Origin of the sequence: Lysinibacillus sp. NPDC095746, from assembly GCF_044763535.1 — a bacterium.
GTDB lineage: Bacteria > Bacillota > Bacilli > Bacillales_A > Planococcaceae > Lysinibacillus.
The window spans coordinates 60,034-83,179 of sequence record NZ_JBIWGL010000008.1 but is presented as its reverse complement, the minus strand read 5'-3'; the positions used below and the strand labels follow the sequence as shown (position 1 = coordinate 83,179).

20 protein-coding genes are annotated in these 23,146 nt (G+C 37.4%); 4 read left to right on the top strand and 16 right to left on the bottom strand.

Annotated elements, in window-relative coordinates; translation table 11 throughout:
* Positions 1-354 precede the first annotated feature (354 nt).
* Positions 355-1,641, bottom strand: coding sequence for a GTPase HflX (gene hflX, locus ACIQ7N_RS08155; RefSeq protein WP_132361507.1), 1,287 nt, complete (start codon positions 1,639-1,641; stop codon positions 355-357).
* A gap of 133 nt (positions 1,642-1,774) precedes the next feature.
* Positions 1,775-3,262, bottom strand: coding sequence for a sodium/proline symporter PutP (gene putP, locus ACIQ7N_RS08150; protein WP_402931335.1), 1,488 nt, complete (start codon positions 3,260-3,262; stop codon positions 1,775-1,777).
* A gap of 183 nt (positions 3,263-3,445) precedes the next feature.
* Here putP and ACIQ7N_RS08145 point away from each other — a divergent pair, with 183 nt between their 5' ends.
* Positions 3,446-4,606, top strand: a complete 1,161-nt coding sequence (locus ACIQ7N_RS08145; protein WP_402931333.1) for a class I SAM-dependent methyltransferase — start codon at positions 3,446-3,448, stop codon at positions 4,604-4,606.
* 94 nt (positions 4,607-4,700) lie between these two features.
* Here ACIQ7N_RS08145 and ACIQ7N_RS08140 read toward each other — a convergent pair whose 3' ends face one another.
* Together ACIQ7N_RS08140 and ACIQ7N_RS08135 are read right to left on the bottom strand one after the other, a co-directional pair.
* Positions 4,701-6,020, bottom strand: coding sequence for an ABC transporter permease (locus ACIQ7N_RS08140; RefSeq protein ID WP_402931332.1), 1,320 nt, complete (start codon positions 6,018-6,020; stop codon positions 4,701-4,703).
* Position 6,021: 1 nt separating this feature from the next.
* On the bottom strand, positions 6,022-6,708 hold the full coding sequence (locus ACIQ7N_RS08135; protein ID WP_402931330.1) for an ABC transporter ATP-binding protein: 687 nt from the start codon (positions 6,706-6,708) through the stop codon (positions 6,022-6,024).
* Between the two features lie 500 nt (positions 6,709-7,208).
* Between ACIQ7N_RS08135 and ACIQ7N_RS08130 the strand changes: the two genes are divergently transcribed.
* The 3 genes from ACIQ7N_RS08130 (at position 7,209) to ACIQ7N_RS08120 (ending at position 11,289) form a co-directional block, all read left to right on the top strand.
* A complete protein-coding gene (locus tag ACIQ7N_RS08130) occupies positions 7,209-7,829 on the top strand; it encodes a DUF47 domain-containing protein (protein ID WP_249074778.1) in 621 nt (206 codons plus the stop codon).
* Positions 7,830-7,848: 19 nt separating this feature from the next.
* Positions 7,849-8,865: an inorganic phosphate transporter gene (locus ACIQ7N_RS08125; protein WP_132361494.1), complete on the top strand. Its 1,017-nt coding sequence runs from the start codon at positions 7,849-7,851 to the stop codon at positions 8,863-8,865.
* Positions 8,866-9,177: 312 nt separating this feature from the next.
* Positions 9,178-11,289, top strand: coding sequence for an MMPL family transporter (locus tag ACIQ7N_RS08120; RefSeq protein WP_402931328.1), 2,112 nt, complete (start codon positions 9,178-9,180; stop codon positions 11,287-11,289).
* A 52-nt stretch (positions 11,290-11,341) separates the two neighbouring features.
* On the opposite strand, the gene ACIQ7N_RS08115 is transcribed toward ACIQ7N_RS08120, so the two are convergent.
* The 12 genes from ACIQ7N_RS08115 to ACIQ7N_RS08060 form a co-directional block, all read right to left on the bottom strand.
* Positions 11,342-11,953, bottom strand: a complete 612-nt coding sequence (locus ACIQ7N_RS08115; protein ID WP_402931326.1) for an alpha/beta hydrolase — start codon at positions 11,951-11,953, stop codon at positions 11,342-11,344.
* A gap of 18 nt (positions 11,954-11,971) precedes the next feature.
* The gene (locus ACIQ7N_RS08110; protein ID WP_248717333.1) at positions 11,972-12,163 is read right to left on the bottom strand and encodes a hypothetical protein; all 192 of its coding nucleotides are present in this window, start codon (positions 12,161-12,163) and stop codon (positions 11,972-11,974) included.
* A gap of 22 nt (positions 12,164-12,185) precedes the next feature.
* On the bottom strand, positions 12,186-12,650 hold the full coding sequence (locus tag ACIQ7N_RS08105; protein ID WP_402931324.1) for a hypothetical protein: 465 nt from the start codon (positions 12,648-12,650) through the stop codon (positions 12,186-12,188).
* 429 nt (positions 12,651-13,079) lie between these two features.
* Entirely contained in the window at positions 13,080-13,703 is a 624-nt protein-coding gene (locus ACIQ7N_RS08100) for an NUDIX hydrolase (RefSeq protein WP_402931323.1), read from the bottom strand.
* A gap of 12 nt (positions 13,704-13,715) precedes the next feature.
* On the bottom strand, positions 13,716-14,795 hold the full coding sequence (locus tag ACIQ7N_RS08095; RefSeq protein WP_248717336.1) for an AI-2E family transporter: 1,080 nt from the start codon (positions 14,793-14,795) through the stop codon (positions 13,716-13,718).
* Positions 14,796-15,030: 235 nt separating this feature from the next.
* Positions 15,031-16,728 carry a M3 family oligoendopeptidase gene (locus ACIQ7N_RS08090; RefSeq protein ID WP_402931322.1) on the bottom strand — a complete coding sequence of 566 codons (1,698 nt, stop codon included), beginning with the start codon at positions 16,726-16,728 and terminating at the stop codon, positions 15,031-15,033.
* A gap of 74 nt (positions 16,729-16,802) precedes the next feature.
* Complete coding sequence (locus tag ACIQ7N_RS08085; RefSeq protein ID WP_402931320.1) at positions 16,803-17,378, bottom strand: YdcF family protein; 576 nt, start codon at positions 17,376-17,378, stop codon at positions 16,803-16,805.
* A gap of 87 nt (positions 17,379-17,465) precedes the next feature.
* On the bottom strand, positions 17,466-19,208 hold the full coding sequence (locus ACIQ7N_RS08080; protein WP_402931319.1) for a methyl-accepting chemotaxis protein: 1,743 nt from the start codon (positions 19,206-19,208) through the stop codon (positions 17,466-17,468).
* A 220-nt stretch (positions 19,209-19,428) separates the two neighbouring features.
* Complete coding sequence (locus ACIQ7N_RS08075; RefSeq protein ID WP_402931317.1) at positions 19,429-20,724, bottom strand: arsenic transporter; 1,296 nt, start codon at positions 20,722-20,724, stop codon at positions 19,429-19,431.
* A 161-nt stretch (positions 20,725-20,885) separates the two neighbouring features.
* Entirely contained in the window at positions 20,886-21,605 is a 720-nt protein-coding gene (locus tag ACIQ7N_RS08070; protein WP_402931315.1) for a YebC/PmpR family DNA-binding transcriptional regulator, read from the bottom strand.
* Between the two features lie 200 nt (positions 21,606-21,805).
* A complete protein-coding gene (locus tag ACIQ7N_RS08065) occupies positions 21,806-22,270 on the bottom strand; it encodes a low molecular weight protein-tyrosine-phosphatase (protein ID WP_402931313.1) in 465 nt (154 codons plus the stop codon).
* Positions 22,271-22,470: 200 nt separating this feature from the next.
* Positions 22,471-23,079: a lysophospholipid acyltransferase family protein gene (locus ACIQ7N_RS08060; protein ID WP_402931312.1), complete on the bottom strand. Its 609-nt coding sequence runs from the start codon at positions 23,077-23,079 to the stop codon at positions 22,471-22,473.
* Between the last annotated feature and the right edge of the window lie 67 nt (positions 23,080-23,146).

Here is a 23,146-nt window from a genome sequence, read left to right as displayed (position 1 = left end):
TAAGGATAAAAACTTTATTTCACCATACTAAAGCGTTTAAAAAACTTTTTCAAGAGTTTTAAAAAATGTTGAAATATTACACCTTTTCTCTAAATTCAGAATGATTTTCATAGAATTATAGCAAACCTGTTGCTATTTCTACGTTTTCTCGCTTTTTTATATCCACTGAATTACAAACTACCACAAAATTATTCTAAAATATTTTATAGTCAGATTATTTATTTTATTAACAAATAAGCTAGCATTATCTATAATTTCGTTCACAACGATATAAATTTGCTTTACGATTACAAAAAAAGCATGTTAGAAGCAGGGAGTGCTTCTAGCATGCTTTTAGAACAATGATGTGATTGCTTATTTAATGACATATTGTTGGAATTTTGCGTAATCCGCTTCTTTTACCTCTATTGTTAGAAGCGTACCATTTTCTTCATACGCTGTTTCATAGACGGAAGCATGTTCATTTAAATAAGAGACAATATTCCCCTGTTCATACGGAATAAGCATATTACATGTTACATAAGCAGAGAAAATATGCTGACGTACCATTTGCAATAATTCTTCTAACCCTATCCCTTGCTTCGCAGAAATCCAAATATTATCACCACTAATAACAGGATAAGGAACGTTTGCTATATCAGCTTTATTATACACATAAATTGTCGGAATCCCCTCAACGCCAACCGCCTTAAGCGTTTCATTTGTTACATCCATCATAAAGCCGTGCTCAGAATTGGAAACATCTACAACATGTAGCAGTAAGTCGGCATCACGAGCCTCTTCCAACGTCGAGCGGAATGCCTTTACTAAATGATGCGGTAATTTACTAACGAAACCAACTGTGTCTGTTAATAGGAATGTCTTTTTATCAGATAATTCGATTTGGCGGACGGATGTTTCAAGTGTGGCGAAAAGCATGTCCTTCTCAAACACCTGTTTATGATCTTCTTGCCCTATTTTCGAAAGTAGCTGATTCATAATAGTTGACTTACCAGCATTCGTATAGCCGACAATGGATACGACAGGGATCGCATTTTTACGTCGTTGTTTACGCTGCGTCTCTCGTTGCTCCTTTACATGCTCTAGCTCCTTCTTTATTTTCGAAATCTGATCCTCAATTTTCCGACGGTCGAGCTCGAGCTTTGTCTCACCAGCACCACGGTTTTTAAAGCCACCCCCTGTGCCACCACCTTGACGGCTGAGAGATGCATGCAAGCCGACTAAACGAGGTAGCATATATTGCAACTGCGCTAACTCGACTTGCATCTGTGCTTCACGTGTTTTAGCACGACGTCCAAAAATATCTAAAATCAACATCGTTCTATCAATAACCTTCGTCTCTAAATCACGTTCTAAATTACGGATTTGCGAAGGTGATAATTCATCATTAAAGATGACTAAATTTGCTTGTGCTTCATCATAAAAGTTTTTTATTTCTTCAATTTTTCCAGTACCGACATAATGAGATGGTGTAATGCGCTCTAAATTTTGTGTGACGATGCCTGCCACTTCAACATTCAACGCTTCAGCTAAATTTTTTAGCTCCTCCATTGAATAATCAAAATGTTCATCATTCCGTAGATTTACACCAACTAAAACAGCTTTTTCTAACAATATATCTACTTCTTTAATTCTATCCATCCACAAACCTCCCACCAAACTATGGTGCTACTACGACAAATTTTCTTCATCTTACCATATAATGTCCTAATTCGTGTCATTTAACATATATATCGTAAAAAATGCGCCCTTATGCAAAAGGCGCATTTCATGTTTACTTACGTTCTTCCTTTAGTAATACTTCTGTGCGATTGAATTCGTCTTCAATATCTTTATTCGGTCTATATGTCAAAGCACTAACAATAACCGCAACGATTAAGCATACTAAGAAGCCTGGAACAATTTCATATAATGTATCAGCTAAGAACTTTATTTTCCCCCAAACAAAGGCAGTTGCAGCACCAGCTACCATCCCACTTAGCGCGCCGTAATTCGTTAATTTTCTCCAATACAGTGACAGCAATATTACAGGACCGAACGCTGCACCGAAGCCAGCCCAAGCAAAGCCCACTAAGTCTAAAATAGAACTATCTGGATTCCATGCTAAAATCCCTGCAACGATAGCTACAACTAAAACAGCAACACGACCAACAAAGACATAATGCTTATCATCGGCTGTTTTATTAAATAGAGCTTTGTAAATATCTTCCACAAGCGCTGACGAAGTAACAATTAATTGCGATGAAATGGTACTCATTACTGCTGCTAAAATGGCAGCTAGCATTATACCTGCAATAAATGGATGGAATAAAATTTGGCCAAGTACAATAAATACTGTTTCAGCGTCCTTTAATTCACCTGCATTTTGTTCATAATAAGCCACACCTACTAAAGCTGTTGCAATCGCTCCGAATAAACTTAACATCATCCAGCCAATACCGATACGACGAGCCTGCGTTGTTTCTTTTACTGAGCTTATCGCCATAAAGCGTACGATAATATGTGGTTGTCCAAAATAACCAAGTCCCCATGCAAGTGATGAAATAATTACTGCAGCAGTTGCATTGGAAGACAATAAGCTTAGGTGTTCCGGATTTACAGCTTTAATGGATGCTATTGTATCGCCAATTCCACCTGTCAGAAACAAGCCGAATAACGGTACACTTATAAGTGCTAAAAACATAATAAGTCCCTGTAAAAAGTCTGTATAACTTACCGCTAAAAATCCTCCAAATAATGTGTATGCTACAACTACAGCAGATACAATTAATAATCCAGTATGGTATTCATAGCCAAATGAGCTATCAAAAAACTTACCCCCTGCAACCATTCCTGAAGAAACATAAAATGTAAAGAAGATTAAAATAATGATACCTGACGCAATTCTTATTAGCTTAGTGTTGTCACGTAAACGATTATCTAAATAACTCGGAATAGTAATTGAGTCATTAGCAACTTGTGTATATACACGTAGCCTCGGTGCTACCAATAGCCAATTCAAATATGCGCCAATTGTTAAGCCAATGGCAATCCAAGCCTTGGAAAGTCCTGCTAAATAGATCGCGCCTGGTAGACCCATTAATAGCCAGCCAGACATATCTGCTGCACCTGCGCTCAGCGCTGTAACAGCAGGTCCTAGCGAACGCCCCCCTAGCATATAATCTGTTAAATTTGATGTTTTCCTAAATGCATACCAACCGATTCCTAGCATGGCGATCATATAAATAATAATCGCAAGTAATTGATACATGTTTTCAGACATACTTTTCCCCCTTATTTCCCCTTGAGTCTTTTTATTAAAAATTCCCTATATTTAAAATACCACAAATATACAAGATAACCTATAATTATTCAAGGAGCGACTTCTAAAATTTATAATAGCAATGCAATTCATAAAATGTGTTAAACTAGTGCCATCTATAACACGATAAAGAAGGCGAAATGTATGACATTTGAAGAAATGAAAACTCAGCTTACGGAGCGGATTTTACAGCAGCAACTCGTTACTGCTACGATCAGTCAACCTCGTATGAAATCAAACGAAGTAAAGCGTATAAAGCTAAAACCTTTATTACTGAAGGATACTTACCATATACAAGTTGAATATCAATTTGAACGTATTTTAAAACACGAAAATGTTCTATTAGCAAATTTCCCTGAGAAACTAGCAGCATTTTTTAACGATTATCGTCAAGCGCATATTGATTTTATTGATGAAAATATACAAGTACAGCTATCAAAAAAGAACAAAGTACTATGGAAATCTGATAAATCCTCAACGCCAAAGCAAGTTAATTTAGCGCATAATCGGAAGAAAAACTATTTACTGGCAGAGGATAAGCCATACCCGTTTTTAATTCGTCTCGGTGTGCAAACAGCAGAAGGAAAAATAAAGAAACAAAAATACGATAAGTTTAAACAAATCAACCGCTTCATCGAATTTATTGATGATGCATTAACCTATTTGCCAAAGGATCGTCAAGTTCGTATTTTAGATTTTGGTTCAGGCAAATCCTATTTAACATTCGCCCTATACCATTACTTAAAAATCGAAAAGGGCTTAGACATTCGTGTTACTGGTTTGGATTTAAAGAAGGAAGTTATTGAAGAATGCTCACGAATTGCACAGGATTTAGGCTATGAGCAGCTCGAATTTCTAGTAGGAGATATTAATGATTATAATGAGGAGTCCGCTGTGGACATGGTGGTAACTCTACACGCTTGTGATGTTGCCACTGATATGGCATTAGCCCGTGCTGTGAAATGGGGAGCAAGCGTTATTTTAAGTGTCCCTTGTTGCCAGCATGAGCTAAATCGTCAGCTTAACACACCAGCACTGGATATCATGCTTCAACATGGTCTCGTACGCGAACGTTTTGCAGCGCTCGCAACAGATGCAGTCCGAGCAGAAATCTTATCACTCGTTGGCTATGAGGCACAATTGCTAGAGTTTATAGATATGGAAAATACACCGAAAAACATTTTAATACGAGCTTATCATACAGGTAAAAAGCCAAGCTCTGAACAGCGGGCTAACTATGATGCCTTTATAAAGTTGCTAAATGCCAAGCCATTTTTAGCGAAGGAGTTACAAGCTTACCTATAAAATGTCGCGTTATTTGTAAGTGCAGTGCGGGTATTTTTCATTTACTTAAGCAAATGAAAAGGGCGGTCCAATAACTTTTGGACCGCCCTGTCTATTATAGTTCTTGTCGTAATGCTTGAATAACGTCAATTTTCGTGGCCTTACGTGCTGGACGATAGCCTGAAATCATCGCTACACCAATACTAATCGCTGATGCAATAAGAACTAGCTGCCAAGGAATAAGTGAAAATGTAATATCATTTTTACTAAATGCATCTTCCCCTGTTGCTGCTTCTAGAATTAAAGGTAATGCAGCATTTGCTGCAAAGCTAATAACATATGAAATAGCTACAGCTATCAAAGTCCCAATAATACCGATGAACGTACTTTCCATTAAGAACAATCGTTGAATAAGCTTTGGACTTGCTCCGATTGCCTTTAAAACACCGATTTCACGAGTACGCTCTGTAACCGCCATAGTCATTGTATTAAAAATACCAATCGAGGCAATCAATACAGCAATTGTTCCTACAAATATTAAACCGATTTTTAAAACTAGGAAAAATACATTCATTTGATCCAATTGCTCAGTAATTGAATAAACGCTATAACCTTTGTCTTTTAGTTTGTCTAATATCGGCTTTACATTTTCCATGCTGTCAGCAAAAATATTAAACTCCGAATAAAACATCTCATCCTCTTTAACATTACCTGTTGCTGCTAACTTTGTAGCTAGCATTGGCTTTTGCTCTGTATCCATATAAATTGAATTGTTGATCATCCAGTCATAGGAAGGCTTCTTCATAACACCGGCAATCGTATATTTCATTTTCTCTGTCTCTTTTGCACCATCAGTATGTGGCATTAATGATAATTCGATCTCTTTACCAATTAATGTGTCCTTATAACCTTCCTCACTACCATTATAAAACGTGCCTTCTAATTCAGCTTTTTTATTCTTTTCTTCAATAATTTTGCGCTCAGCATCATTGACTAATGTTTGAGCAAAATGGTATCCTACAACGATTTCGTTTGGCTTTGTTGGATACTTTCCTTCTGCGAGCTTGCCATTAACTTGCTCAAAATCATGCATATTTGCAACATATAAATCAGATTGTGTATCACGATCCTCAAAAATTGACTGTGCGGATGCATTGACAGTAATCGTTTCGAGTACGGTTTCTACATGATCTATACTTTTTATTTCATTAATTTGTTCCTCTGTAAATTGATCATTCCCATGCACTTGAATTTTCGTCACTTTTTCATCTGATAATATTTCATTACGTAAAGAATCCTGCAACCCAAACCCAACTGATGCGAGGACAATCAAAAATGCACAGCCCATTGTTGCCGCTAGCACGGTCATAAACACACGTAATTTATTTCTCTTTATATGCTGTTTAACAAAATCTAGTTGATCTTTAAATAACATATTATGCTTCCTCCTTTACAAGTACCCCATCGTACATGCGGAAACGTCGATGCGCTATCGTCGCTACTTCCTCGTCGTGAGTAATGATGACAAATGTTAAGCCAAGCTCACGGTTTAGGCTTTGAATGAGCAGCAATATATCTTGCTCTGTTTCCGAATCAAGACTTCCTGTCGGCTCATCCGCCAACAAAATAGGAGGATTTGTAATTAAAGCTCTTGCAATACTTACACGCTGTTGCTGACCACCCGATAATTCATTTGGATAATGGTCTGCCACCTCTGTTAACCCAACCTTGTCCATTAATTTTTTTACCTTTTCTATCCGCATAGCTTTCTTGATACCCTGTAACTTCAAGGGTAACTCAATGTTTTCAAATGCCGTTAAGCCTGGCATCAATTGAAAGTTTTGAAAGATAAATCCGAACTGTTGCAGGCGAAATGCAGCACTTTCTACTTCAGTGAGATGAGCTGTTTCCATTCCGTTTACCTTAATAGATCCTTGTTCAGATTTCATATATCCAGCTAATATTTGTAATAAGGTTGATTTCCCAGAGCCACTTTTCCCAACGATTGCGACAATCTCTCCTTTTTTCACCTCAAAATTGACACCCTTTAATACCGGAACCTGTTTTTCCTTGCCTTTCTTTCCAATTAAAAATGTATGTTGTAAGTTCTCGACTTGAATCATTTTCAAATATACTCCCCTTTCACCTTCTTCTGACTCATAACGTAGGGTTAATTTACGTTCCTACTAGTTGCTTCCCTACAAAAGTCATCCTAAATTTTAGGTTATGAGCCTTTACTTCCCCATTGTAGAATATAAATCTTAATAAAGTTGAAGGATAAAAATGAAGATATTCTTAAGAAAATGGAAACTACAAGCAAAACATTTTCTTTACATTCGCTTTACAATTCATTCGAAAATTTTTTCAAAACTTTATGGTCAAATAGTATCTTTTTGTATTAAACAGAGAGAAATCTCTTTATAAAACCTATATTTAAGGCATTTTTCTGTATTAATAAAAACAAATACAGCGATAACTTTATTATTTTGTGAACAAATTGTATATTACAAGATTGTAAAGTTTTCTGTAGAATTAAAGAATTTTATGTAGATAATTTAAAGATTTTGTTATGATAGTAAAGTTTAGAGGCCAATTTATTTATATCCAGGAGGATTCGATTTACATGCTTAACTCAAAAAAACAAGACCCTTTCTTTATAGCTTTGCATAAAATTGCCGAGAATATGAGAGAGGCCGTACATTACGCAAATGATTTTCGTATTAACAGTGTGGCTGACCTAAAAGAGATTAGCATTACTATGAAAAATTACGAAACAGCTGGTGATAAGCTCATTCATGAACTAATCGTGATGCTAAACAAATCATTTATGACACCTATCGAACGCGAAGACATTCTAGAATTCGCCATTCGTATGGACGATGTATTAGATGGTACGGAGCATTGTATCGCTCATTTTGAGATGTTCTCTTTAACTGAGGTTGATGAATCAATGCGTACTTTCTTAGGCTATATTTCAAAAAGTGCTGATGAAATTGTTAAAGCAACAGAAGAGTTAAAGAAAAAGAATCTTATTGGCATGCGCCCACACTCAATTCTTATTAAGGACTATGAACGTGAATGTGATGAGGTGCAACGTTCGTCCATTAAACAACTATTTTTAAATGAAAAAGATCCAATTCGACTTATTAAATATAAAGATATATATGAACAACTTGAAGACATCGCTGATCATTGCCAAAACGTTGCAAATACAATGGAAACAATTATCATGCGTAACGCGTAATTAGGAGAGGGCACTTACAATGAACACAATCATTATTCTAACTGTACTGGTCGTTATCTTTGCCCTAACATTTGACTTTATCAATGGCTTCCATGATACAGCAAATGCTATCGCAACCTCAGTTTCCACTAGAGCATTGAAACCTCGTGTAGCGATCATGATGGCTGCGACGATGAACTTTATCGGAGCTATTACCTTTGTCGGTGTTGCAAAAGCTTTAACAAAAGACATTGTAGATCCTTTCTCTTTAAATGCATTTGAGGGAGACACGACTGGCTCAGTCGTTATTTTAGCAGCACTAATCTCCGCTATTATTTGGAACTTACTAACATGGTATTTCGGTATTCCATCGAGTTCTTCACATACTCTGATTGGATCCATTGCTGGTGCAGCAGTTGCTTCTGCTGGCTTCGACGTTCTAAACTATGGCGGTTTTACGAAAATCATTATGGCCTTAGTGCTATCACCAATTCTTGCGATTTGCGCCGGCTTTATTATGATGACACTGTTTAAATTATGGTTTAAAAACTTAAATTTATATCGTACGAATAAAGGTTTCCGTACAATGCAAATTTTCACTGCCGCAATTCAATCTTTTACACATGGTACGAACGATGCACAAAAGGCAATGGGGATTATGACGATGGCGTTAATCGCTGGAGGTTTGCATTCAGGAGATGAGATTCCGTTCTGGATACGAGCTGCAGCGGCAACTGCAATGGGGCTTGGTACTTCTATCGGTGGCTATAAAATTATTAAAACGGTCGGCGGTAAAATTATGAAAATCCGTCCTGTAAACGGCGTTGCAGCAGATTTAGCATCTGCAACAGTAATCTTCGGTGCTACATTAATTCACCTACCAGTATCTACAACACACGTTATTTCTTCCTCTATCATGGGTGTTGGCTCTGCACAACGTGTACGTGGTGTGAACTGGGGGATGGCGCGTAAAATCGTCACTACTTGGGTTATTACAATGCCAATTTCTGCAGTTATGGCAGCTATTATTTACTTTTTGTTATCGTTATTCTTTTAACTCCTTCTTCCTTTAGATGGTGAGATGAACGCGGATTTAAGCTACTTATCAGTGGTGTTCAAACATCTGCACCTGTCGCTTAGCTTTCGGACATCTGCTGAAATAGAGGAACTTAGTCTAGGAACGCCAAGTCCTGTGGCGACGACTGAGTGACCAACATCACCTTGGCCCAAATTCAATTACGCCAAGGCATAATTGAATTTGATCGCATACTAAGACTCCTGTTCCTTGTTGGACAGGAGTCTTTACATTGTCACACGACAAAATGTAACACATCCTTTACACTATTCTAAAAGGAGGATAGTACCTACAATGAAAACTTTTTCAGCTTTTATAACAGCCCACGCTAAAGCTATCGTAGCCTTATGGTTCGTTATTTTTATTACTATGGCTATGTTTGCCATACAGCTTCCAAGTAAGCTTCATGGAGATGGCTTTTTTGTTAAAGGCGATCATACTTACGTAACAAATGAGCTTGCAAAAACATTTGATTTGCCTTCCGATACAGTTTTGGTCGTCTTCAATCCAGCCGACGATAAGAAAATTCAAGATACATTAAAAAAATTAGAGAACGTTAAGGAAATTCATTCCATCCAGTCACCACTTGATGATGCTTCTTTACAAAAGAATGGTATAGCTTATGCCATGGTTCATATGAAAAATAATGTTGATCATCTACCTGACGTTGTGACAGACATCCGTTCATTAATAGAGGATGACGGTGTGAGCATTACAGGCGGGCCTGTTATTTCAGCAGACATCAATACAGCAAGTCAAAAGGATTTAGCATCAGCGGAAGCTATAGGCTTACCAATCGCTATCATAGTGCTATTACTTGCTTTCGGTACTGTCGTAGCCTCAATCTTACCTATCATTATCGGCATTGTCACTGTTGTAACTGCGTTTGGAATTTTGACTTTGTTTAGTGGTCATATCAATTTATCAATTTTTGTGTTAAATATAGTACCAATGCTCGGACTTGCATTAAGCATAGATTTTGCCTTGCTGTTTATTAATCGATATCGTGAAGAACGTGCCCATACATCCATTGTACAGGCGATTCAAACAGCGATAGAGACAGCTGGCCGTTCGATCATTTTTTCTGCTGTTTGTGTCATGATCGGCTTAGGTGCCATGATTGTCATTGACGTCGAAATTTTTCACAATATCGCTTTAGGAGGCACAATCGTCGTATTTCTTGCAGTACTTTCTGGCTTAACCTTGCTTCCTGCTACGATGATGCTAATAGGAGATAACCTAAATAAATGGCGCTTATTACGTGTAAAGCCTGGTGGAGCAAATCGTTGGCGTAGCTTTGCTGGCTTTGTCATGAAACATCCAGTGACCATCGTTATTGTGGCATTATTATTACTAGGTATTGGTATGACTCCGTTAAAGGATATTAAACTTACAATTCCTCAGGTGGATTCATTACCAACAAAATATGATGCACGTGCAGCTTATGATCAGTTGGATAAAACGTTCGGACTTGGCGACACCTCAACTTTATATTTGCTAGCAGAACGTAAGGAAGGCTGGGAGGATTTTGAGGCAAGAGAGCTTATTTTCAATATTCAAGAACAATTACTTGATGACCCTTTAGTGAGTCATGTATCGACCATTTATACGACAGCTAACATGAAGTCCCCTGAGGAACTGTCGGCTTCTTTGAAAAATCCTCAAGCGGCAGAACAATTAAAACCAATACTAAATACATTTTCTAAAGATAAGCAGCTCTTTATCCCAATTACATTGGATGCAGCAGGTTCATCAACTACCGCCCAACAATTTGCTCGAACATGGCAGGATAAAGATTTAGGTGTCGATTTTGCTCTTGGAGGTCAAGCGAAATTTAATCAAGAAATTTTCGATGAAATTTCTAGTAAAATTTTCTTGGCTGTATCCATTATTATCGTTTCAACGTTCTTTATTTTAATGCTCGCTTTCCGCTCTATTTTAATCCCACTGAAAGCGATTATTATGAATATTATTGGACTTTCTTCAGCATTCGGTATGCTCGTCTACATTTTCCAATATGGACATTTGGGGATTGAATCCGGTACGATTGTCCTTATTATCCCGGTAATAGTATTTTGTCTTGTATTCGGCTTAAGTATGGATTATGAAGTCTTTTTAATATCACGTATTCAGGAGGAATATCTAAAAGGGGCAGATAATACACGTGCTACGATTGACGGTCTAACCTCTACAAGTCGTATCATTACGTCAGCAGCGCTTATTATGATTGTAATAACAGGGGCGTTCGCATTTACAGATGTAATGCCTGTAAAGCAAATTGGAGTTGGTATAGCTATTGCCGTCGCTATCGATGCAACGATTATTCGTCTTATGCTCGTTCCAAGTCTTATGAAGCTCTTTGGGGATTGGAATTGGTGGCTACCCTTCGCAAAGAAGCAAAAATAAAAAAATCCGCAACCTTTCGTGAGCTCTCCCTCACTCCAAGGTTGCGGATTTTTCATTTTGAATAAATGCGGTCGTACCATTCTTTTGCGGCTTCTACCTCAGGTATCGTTAGCTGATGACCATAATTAAACCATACAGTTGTCACATCTGCCCCAGCCGATGATAAAAGTGCCTCTAAATCCTCAGATTCCTGAGCAGTACACATTGGATCATTCGTTCCAGCACCGATAAAGACAGGGATTGAAGAAAGTGTAGGCAATTCAATATCACGTCTAGGCACCATTGGATGATGCAGTATTGCACCTGCCAGAGCATCCTCATAATGGAATAATAGGCTAGCAGCAATATTGGCGCCATTAGAGTAGCCGATAGCAACCACTCGATTACGGTCAAATCCAAACTGCTGTGCTGCTTCTAATAAAAAGTCATTTAATTCCTTCGTACGGAAAATTAAATCCTCTATATCAAAAACACCTTCCGCTAAACGACGGAAAAAGCGTGGCATACCATTTTCAAGGACATTTCCACGGACACTTAAAATGCTTGCTGTATCATCAATTTCCTTTGCAAGGCCTATTAAGCTTTGTTCATTTCCACCTGTACCATGTAACAGTAGTAAAATCGGTTTTGTTTCATCTGTTCCTTTATGAAAAACGTGCTGCATTTACAGTCCACCTCTCGATTATCTTGAATTCGAGATAATTGTAGCCTGTGGCAAAATTAAATTCAAGCTCTTTGACTTATTAATTTCTCGATTTTCACGATTTGGCTGTTCCTCATGGTCTTTATAAAATTTTGTAATCGTAAATACAGAAAATAAACAAGCAGCTATAACAACAACAATAACTATTCCCACTAATTTTTTCCCATTCATTCGTTCTTATCCCCCGAATTACTTATTTCTTTTTACGAAAACCTTCTTCTAGTAAATATTCTTTCGCAGCTTCTTGTGTACCAAAGGCTTCCTCTAAATTTTCACCATGATAGACATTCCAAGAACGTTGTTCAAAGGCTAGCTTTAATTGAATACCTTCACGATTTTGCCAAATCTCTTCAATCGGCTCTTGCTCTTCTTCTTCCTCCGATAAATATTGAATGGCATCTTCAATAATTTCACGAAGTTGTTGTTCATCGTAGTCACGGATATTGACTAGACCTTTATCGCTTGCTTCTTTCTCGTAACGCAATAGATCACCAACAAAGACGAAGCCGTTGCCATTTGGATGCAGCTTTTCCACAACAATAGTCTTTTCGTAAAGACTATCCATAAAATGGTAATTTAAGCGTTTTAATGAAATTTCCTTCTTCGTAAGTTCAGGAAATGAGTCGATGATGGCTTGCTTTTGTTCAAATGTTAGCATATAAAAATGCTCCTTTTCTATTCAATATCTCTTTTAGTATAACTTATTCTTCCTGTTATATCGAAGTAAAATAAGCAGTTCTAAAATTGTGCCTTCTCATCCGTAAGGTGTGGTTGATTTCTGTTCCAACTGGGCGCTTTATTGCTGTCGCTTCGCTTTCGCACAGAGCAAAGCTTCCTGGGGTTGTCCTGCCTCTACCCAATCAACTTCGATACATGGCATACTCTTTAACAAAATTGATGATGAAACAAAAAATAGAGCCTATCAATTTTTCCTATAAAAGCAAAAAAACCGCTTAAACTCTCTGTGGAAAAAACAAGCATGTACCGATTCGGCACATACCTTATCCCACGGAAAACGAAGCGGATTTAACCTTTTACAATGATACTAAAATTCTTATGAAGGGCTTTTTTAGACAACCCTCACAAATTATAATCTTTTATTTAACATTTTATCTTTTACAAACTGAATAACATGGGCAACGTATAGTTCACGGTATGGGACAAATTGTGCTGTACTTACTGGGCGCACAATTTTCACTCGCTGACCATCAGGGAAGTATTCATAACCCTCGATATTAAGAGTAGCTGTTTTGCCTAAAAAGAATGCCTCTGCCTCATCTAGCTTAGCTCTAACAACACCTGACACTTCCTCATACTGTAGCTCAAAAGCATCCCAATCATGTTTAAATGGATATATGTAGACATGGCAAAATTCGTTGTCGATCATGTTTTCCGAAACGATGCTACAAGATGTCATGCCCATTTTAATAACTTCATGTACGTCGACATCGAGTCCAAGCTCTTCCTTCACTTCACGAACTCCTGATTCTACTGTCTCTTCAGCTAATAGATGCCCTGCCGCTGTAATATCAAGCAAGCCCGGGTAGTCCTTTTTTTGTGAACTACGGATTTGGAAATAGATATAGTTCTCATTGACAAGCCAACAGTGGAATGTTTCATGCCATAGTCCTTTTTCATGTACCTCAGCTCTCGTTGCTGTCCCAATCTGTTCATGCTGCTCATTAAAAACTTTCACAATTTCTTGTTCCATTTTTTCCGACTCCTATACCGACTTCGTAGCCTTTTTCTTAATCACGTTACGTTCATCATAAATATTGGATGCAATCACTTTTAATACTGCATAAAATGGTACAGCAATAATAATCCCAATAAAGCCTGCAATATTACCTGCTGCTAAAATAACTGTAATAACTGTTAACGGGTGGATATCGAGCGATTTCCCCATGACATTAGGCGTAATAAAGTTACTATCAATTTGCTGCGCCACGAGTGTGACAACAGACACCCATATGACTAAGACTGGATCCTGAATAATAGCTACAATCAGTGCTGGTGTAAAGGCAATCCATGGTCCAATAAACGGAATCATATTCATAAAGAACGCGAATATAACAAGTAGCAACGAATAGTCTAGGCCTATAATTAAATACCCGACATACATAATAGCTGCTAGTAAAAAACTAATTTGCAGTTGTCCTTGAATATAGCTACGTAAAACACCATCAATTTCACTTAACGTTTTCTTCACCCATTCACGACGTTCACCACTAAAATATTTATAAATCGATGGTGCAAACTTTTCATGATCCTTCAACATAAAAATAAAGAAGAATGGAATTAAAATAGCTAATAAAGAGGCAGATACAACTGATTGTAAAAACGATACTAACCCCTTACTTGCCACAACGGCAATATCCTGCACAGAATTTGCCATATTGTCGATAAAGTTTTTTAACTGGGGTGGGAAGTTATCCTTGTTTTTAAACACATAATCAGCTGCATCTTGAATACTAGCACTAATCTGTGGTACATTTTTCACTAAATTATTTACCTGCACTGCAATCGGATTACCAACGATCCAACCAAAGCCACCAACAAGCGCTATTAGTCCAATGACTATCGTTAATATACTTGCCCATCTTGGAAATTTACGCTTCTCTAAAAATCTTTGAATCGGCTCCGTAACATAATACAAAACACCGCCAAGTAACAAAGGTATAAAAATAGCCTTTAAAATAATTACTAGCGGCGAAAAAATCCATTGAATCTCTATAAAATATTTAATGACTAGTAGCGCAAGTAAAATCCCTACCCCTACTTGAAACCAAACTTTCCTCGTCACTTTCTTCACTTCCTTTTATCACAGTTACTGAAAATACTACTTATATATTAACCATTTCGCAAGTATTCTATTATTTATTGTCAAAACAAAAGAGTTTTTGAAACTAAAAAATTCGCAACCCTCCAACAGGCAATTTTGCGAGCCCCCCAAATGCTAAAGCATCTGAGGTGGCTTGCATAGCTTGCCTTCAACAGGAGTGTCGCAAATTTTCACTAATGCTCTATAGAGTAACAGTTTATAATTTTATATCTTCTACTGAATTTAAGTAGTCTTCAATATCACCAATAACCGATTCAACACAGCCGTCCTCAAATGGTGAAATTAAGCCTGCTTCTTTCACAAGCTTCGTAAAGGACATAGAGCCACCTAAACCACATAAATGAACATAGTCCTTCCAAGCAGCTTCAAACTCATCACGTGAACGTTTCCAGAATTGGAATGCACAAATTTGCGCTAACGTGTAATCAATGTAATAGAACGGACTTGCATAAATATGTCCTTGACGTTGCCATATACCGCCTGCTTCTAGATAGCTGTTATGATCATAGTCACGATGTGGTAAATAGGTTTCCTCAATTTTTTTCCACGCAGCTTTACGTTCAGCCGGTGTCATATTCGGATTTTCATAAATCACATGCTGGAACTCATCAACTGCAACACCGTAAGGAAGGAATAATAAGCCACTACTTAAGTGTGTGAACTTATATTTTTCTGTGTCTTCCTTAAAGAATAGCTCCATCCATGGCCATGTGAAAAATTCCATACTCATTGAATGAATTTCACAAGATTCATATGTTGGCCATAAATATTCCGGAATTCCGATGTTACGACTTGAATAGACTTGGAAAGCATGTCCAGCTTCATGTGTTAACACATCGATATCGCCTGAAGTACCATTAAAGTTCGAGAAGATAAATGGTGAGTGATAGTTTTCGATAAATGTACAATAACCGCCACTCTCTTTGCCTTTCTTCGCCACTAAGTCCATTAATTCATGCTCAATCATAAAGTTGAAAAATTCACCAGTCTCTGGTGATAGCTCTTCATACATTTTTTTACCGTTCGCTACAATCCATTCAGGATCGCCCTTTGGTGTAGCATTGCCTGATACAAAGTTGAATGCTTCATCATAGAACTTAAAATCAGAAATACCAATACGCTTTGCCTGACGTTCATATAATTTTGTGGCAATAGGTACGATTAAATCACGAACTTGATCACGGAATTTTTTTACCATATCTGCATTGTAATCAATGCGATTCATTCGAATATAACCTAGCTCGACATAGTTTTTATAGCCTAATTTAACAGCGATTTCATGGCGCACCTTAACAAGGTCATCATAAAGTCGATTGAATTCCTCTTCATGATCCGCAAAAAAGCCAAAGCGTGCATCCGTTGCCGCCTTACGCACTGCACGATCTGTAGACTCTGCATATGGTCCAAGCTGAGCAAGCGTTAATGTTTCACCATTAAAGTCAATTTGCGCAGAGGCAACAAGTTTATTGTATTCTGAAACGAGTTTGTTCTCCTTTTGCATTAGATCAATGACTGCTGGTGAAAAGCCTTTAATTTGATATGTTGCTAAATCAAATAATTGCTGACCCCATTTTTCTTCTAACTGCTCACGGAATGGTGAAACGATTAGCGCTTTATAATATTCTGTTGTTACCTCTTCCAACTCTGGTCCAACCTCATCAAAATAATCGCGTTCTGCATGATAAAATTCATCATTTGTATCAATCGAAGCACGAATGTACACTAGGTTTGCCATTGTAGCGTAGTCATTGCTCAATCCATTTAATTTCTCAATTATTTCACTTTGCTCGTCCATCGTTTGAGCATTCTTAAATTCATCAATTAAGGATAACTGTTGCTCTTTCATAGCCTCGATATTTGGACGGCTGTATTCATAGTCTTTAAACGTTTTCATAGAAGTCCCCTCTTTCTGTCATTTACCCCGTGATATTTCTATTATATGCCAAATCTATCCTATTAAGAAACAAATTAATAGCCAATTATATAGGTTTTTAATAATGCTGCCCTTTCACGCAAATTTAACTTTATTTCCACTGATTTTGGCGTTTTTGCCGCAACAACATCTACTTCAAAACCTAAAGACTCAGCTAAATACTTTGCACGCTTTAAATGAAAATCATTAGAGAGAATCGTGATTTTCTTAGTCCCTTTAGGCAACAGTTCTTTAGAAAATAGTAAATTCTCATAGGTTGAAGTAGATTGGTCTTCTATTAATATTCTGTTAGTTTCTATACCCTTGTCCTGTAAATATTTAAACATTACAGAAGCCTCTGTCCTATCTTCATCTGCCCCTTGCCCACCTGAAACAATTACTTTTACATGAGGGTATTTGTTTAAATACTTTACAGCCTCTTCTAATCTATTTTTCAACGAAAGCGATGGGATTCCACCCGTTTTTACTTTCGCTCCCAGGACAATCATGTATGTAGCTGTTCCGTTTGCAGCCGGCCGGAAACCTTGTTTCATCTCCTCGCCGAGCCAAATATAAACAGCTATACAAATAGCAAGCAGTACAACCCCTAATCTAATTACCCATTTTTTCACATTTATCCCCTCCCTTACCTTTTACTAACGTTTAAACAAAGAAAAAGGATGCTTGTACTAGAATTACTGTACAAACATCCTTTTTAATTATCTTAATATAAAGCGCTTAATAGATTCCTGTAACGCCGTTATTTCATCTGTTAAGTCACTGGAAGATTCACTAACAAGCTGAATGGCACGCTGTTGTTCATCAACAGATGCTGTTACTTCTTCAGATGCAGCAGCATTTTTCTCACTAATCATTGCAATACTTTCGATAGATTGCATCATGTTATCCTTTGAGCCATTCAAATATTCTACTCCCGCAGTCATTTCTCCAATGACAGAAATAATTTTCTCTACGGCCAATTGAATTTCCTTAAAGGACGATTCTGTGATGGCAACCGAATCATTTTGCTGATGAACAATGACATTTGTTTTCTTCATCTCATTGTTCACTAAATTAGTTTCACTTTCGATTCCCTTTAAAGTTGTACGCACTAGCTCAGTTGCTACAGATGTTTGGTCCGCTAGCTTACGTACCTCCTCAGCAACTACCGCAAAGCCCTTGCCATGCTCACCAGCTCTAGCCGCCTCTATTGATGCATTCAATGCAAGTAGGTTCGTCTGATCAGAAATCTCGGTAATGGTGCCGACAATGCCTTCAATTTCTCTTACTTTCACAATTAAGCTATTAAATACAGCATAAACATTATTGATCAATTCCGAAGACTCGTGTGACTTCTCTTTTAAATTATTTAAATTCAAGAGCCCCTCTTGATTTGATCGCTTCATATGTTGAGATGCCTCAAGCATTACTTCATTTTTGTCATGCAATACTTCAATCTGCTGAGCAAAATCAATGGCAGTTCTATTCGTATCCTCAGCATCTGAAGCCTGCTTTACCGCGCCGTCCGAGACCTCATTTATCGCTTTTACTATTTCATCTCCATAAGCGTTTGTTTCCTCTGCTACAGATGTTAAATTTGACGATGTCGATTGAATTTCTACAATAGCTTCTTCTACATCTGTAATTAATGTTTTCAGTTGATCAACCATTTCATTAAATCCTTCATTTAATTGACCAATCTCATCTGAACGTTGTAGGTTTTCAATTTCTACAGTTAAATTCCCCTTAGCTACCTCACGTACACGTTTAGATAATTTTCGCACCGGTAAAGCTAAATGTCTTGAAACCAATATGACAACAGCAGTACCTATAATGATGGCACCTAATAATGTAATACCAATAACGAGTAATAATGAATTAGCCTCTTTATTAAAGTCTTGCATATATGTACCCGATGCAATGATCCAGCCCCAATTAGGATCCTTTGCAGAATAAATTATTTTATCAGCTAATACATCTTGACCCGGTAGCTCAAATTCATATTGTGTAAATCCTCCACCAGCAAGTGCTTTTTCGGTTACTTCCTGAATAAAGTAATGGCCATTACTATCTTTACCGTCCCATAGGTTTTCCCCTTCTCGTGTCGGATGGGCTAGAAATGTCCCTTTTTCATCTAAAGCATATATATAACCATACTCCCCTAAGTCTCCAGGATAGTTACTTGGCCTTTTCCCTTCACTATCCTTTAGTCCTAGAATCGCCTCACGCACTTGCTCCTGTGCAACTTCTAAAGGAATGTCGCCCCTCTTAACACTTTCATTCGCAAGCTCAATTAATTGCAAAGAAGATTCAACACTATTTTTAATAACTTGTTCACCAATATCATCCATACCTTTTTTGGCTTTATTATAGCTAGCTAAACCTATAACTAGGCTAGGGATAATTAATAGTGCTAATGAAATGATAATTAGTTTCCCCTGTATCGAACGTGAAATCTTCATGCTTTAGCCCCCCTTTTCCTCTTTGTCACCATGACTATTAATCTATATTATGTTATGATTTGAATTTTTTCACAATGGGTAAAACGTAATTTATGTATGGATTATTCGCCCTTTTACCCAGATGGCACTTTCCTGAGGCCAACCGATGAGCTGGGAACATAGAAAAAACTATCTTTCTACAGCGATATGCCTTATAGAAAAATAGTTTTTTGATTTTATCCTATGATAGGACGATTATCCAAGCCACTAAAGCTATTAAAGTAGCTGAAAGAGTTGGGATTGTTAAAATAATACCTATCTTTAAATACTGAACCCAGCCGATTTTTATTCCTTTTTGCGCCAATATATGGAGCCATAACAATGTTGCGAGTGAGCCAATCGGTGTCATTTTAGGACCTAAATTAGTTCCAATGACGTTTGCATAAATAAGCCCCTCTTTAATAACGCCAGTTGCACTAGTTTCAGCAATAGCTAATGCATCGATCATGACAGTTGGTAGGTTATTCATAATAGCTGATAAAATCGCTGCTACAAAGCCCATCGTTATTGTCGATACCATCAACCCTTGCTGTATCGCGTGCTCTAATAAACTTGCTAATAAACCTGTCATTCCTACATTTTTCAAGCCGTAAACAACCACGTACATACCGATAGAAAAGAACACAATATTCCACGGTGCCCCTTTCACAACTCTCTTTGTATCTACAATATGACTACGTCGCGCAAGCAAGAAAAAGTTAGCTGCTACACCACATAAAATAAATGACACAGGAATTTCGAAAAACTCACTCGTCAAGAAACCAACTAATAATATCGCTATTACATACCATGATAATAAAAATAATTTCGTATCACGAATTGCCAGCTTCGGATTATCAACTGCCTCAAGTGAATAATCTTTTGGAATCGAACGACGAAAGACTATATAAAGTACAGCAATGCTTGCCAGTAAAGAAACTAAGTTCGGTATCAGCATATGTAAGAAATATTCTATAAAACCAATACCGAAATAATCTGCAGACACAATATTTGTTAAATTACTAATGACTAACGGTAATGATGTTGTATCTGATATAAAGCCACTTGCAATAATAAATGGAAAGACCATTTTATCGGTTAAATTTAACTTACGGATCATCGCTAAAACGATTGGTGTTAGTATTAGAGCTGCACCATCATTTGCAAATAATGCTGAAACAATAGCACCTAGACAGGAAAGATAAATGAATAAGCGGATACCATTCCCCTTTGCGATGCGTGCCATATGGAGGGCAGCCCATTCAAAAAATCCTATTTCGTCTAAAATAAGTGAAATAAAAATAATCCCTATAAACGATAACGTTGCATTCCAAACGATCCCTGTTACCTCAACAACATCTTGCCAAGTAACAACCCCGAGCGCCAATGCAATGGCAGCACCAATACAAGCAGACCAGCCGATCGATATTTTTCGTGGCTGCACTATTACAAAAAATAAAGTTACTAAAAATATAGCAATCGCTAATAAAGCTTGCACCGTTTTCCTCCCTAAATCAATTATGCCTCTGCCAAATTACGTCTGAAACTTTGTACTTAGGTCATCAGATATTTTTTGCGCGAAAAGCAGCGACTTTGGACAACCCCTGAAAGAAGTTGAAAACCAGTAGCTTTAATTTGCTACTGGTTTTATTGTTTATATTATTCACCTAAATCAGCATTATGGTAAACGTTTTGGACATCCTCTAAATCTTCTAATGCATCAATTAATTTTTCAAATTTCGCAATGTCGTCACCAGTTAATGCTACTTCTGTTTGTGGAAGCATTGAAAGCTCTGCTACTGTAAACTCTTGAACACCAGCTGCTTTTAAAGCTTCTTGTGTAGCAAAGAACTGATCTGGCTCTGCATAAATAATGACAGCCTCATCTTCTTCTATAATGTCACGAGCATCAATATCTGCTTCCATTAAAATTTCAAGAACTTCATCTGCTGATTTACCTTCTAAACCGACTACTGCTGTTGAATCAAACATGTAGGCAACAGATCCACTGACACCCATATTCCCATTATTTTTACCAAATGCAGCACGTACATCTGAGGCAGTACGGTTAACATTATTCGTTAAAGCATCAACGATTAACATAGTACCAGCTGGTCCGAAACCTTCATAACGTAATTCGTCGAAGTTTTCATCGCCGCCACCCTTCGCTTTATCAATTGCTTTTTCTATAATATGTTTAGGAACACTGTATGTTTTTGCTCGTTCAAGAACAACTTTAAGGGCACGGTTTGATTCAGGATCTGGCTCACCTGATTTAGCTGCTACATAAATTTCACGTCCAAATTTTGCATTGATACGGCTTGTGCTTTGGTCTTTAGACGCTTTCTTTTCTTTAATATTGTTCCACTTACGACCCATTGTTTCCACTCTCTTTCAAATTATAAGTTTATCAAAATAATAGATGCACACTAGCACATCTGTAAATGGTGATTCAATACTTAATGTATCTTTACTCTGCAAATAATAACACAAAAGACGCTTGCAAAGCTAGATATCCCAATGTTTAAGGTGACTTTATTAAGTATTAATTGTAAAAAATTGTTTCACTTAGAGCCACTTTATAATTGGTTTTCTACTTTGATTTTTTCTAAAAGAGCATGACAGCCTTCTAAGGCTAAATCATAGGTTTCTTGAAAATCTCCTGTATAGTATGGATCCGGTACGTCTTTTTGATGGTCAGTTAAATCTAAAAAGCGGAAAATCTTTGGCGAATCAGGATTACCAAGCATCGTTCGGATGTTACGTATATTGCTTTCATCCATGCCAATAATGTAATCAAAATTTTCAAAATCAGCCTTTTGTAATTGTCGGCCCTGCATCCCTTTCGTTGAGATGCCATACTCTTTTAGCTTTTCTTGTGTTCCTCTGTGAGGAGGTTCACCAATATGCCAAGAGCTTGTTGCAGCCGAATCTACTTCGACTTTATGACTTAAATGCTCTTTTCCTACTAAATCACGCATGATCGCTTCAGCCATTGGTGATCGGCATATATTCCCCAAACATACAAAAAGTACTCGAATCATTTTTATATCCTCCTCAATCAATTTCGCACTCGCGTAACTGTCGCTTCGCTTTCGCGCAGAAAACATTTGCTGCTGTCGCTTCGCTTTCGCGCAGAAAACATTTGCTGCTGTCGCTTCGCTTTCGCGCAGAAAACATTTGCTAAATGAAGATAAAGCACTCAAAATCAATGATTCTGAGTGCCTTCTAAATAGGTTTCACTTTATCTCTTTTCTGCCGCAACTCGCTTCTCTAATTCTTTAGTTAACGCTACTAATTCATGTTCAAGACGATGAGTAAATTCCTCGCGTCCCTCTTTACCTTTTCCAGTTACATAAAACGGCTCTCCATAAATTAGATAACCTTTTCCACGCTTAAAAACATCTCCAGCATTACGAGCACCAATGTAAGCGGCTGGTACAATTTGAGCTTTAGATAGCTGTGCAATTGTAATCGCACCTTGCTTTAAATCCGAACCCTCAGCATTTCGAGTACCTGATGGGAAAATACCTACGATTTTACCCTCTTTCAATAACTGTGAAGGGATTTTAATAACACTTGGTCCTGGATTGTCACGGTCAACCGGAAAGGCATTTAAACGCTCTATAAGCCAGCCAAGGCCTTTTATATCAAACAATTGCTTTTTAGCCATAAAGTGAATTTCTCGAGGAGCCATTGAAACTCCAAGGTTTAAAATATCAACATAGCCTGTGTGCGTACATGCAATAATAAACCCACCTTCCTTCGGTAAGTTTTGCTCCTCATATACACGCGCCTTTGAGCCCGTTAATTTTAATATCACTTTGACAACATTTGCTATAAATTTATACACTGTTTCATTCCTACCTTATTCAATAGTTATTCCCATTGTAATCGAAAAGACCAGTATATCGCAATTG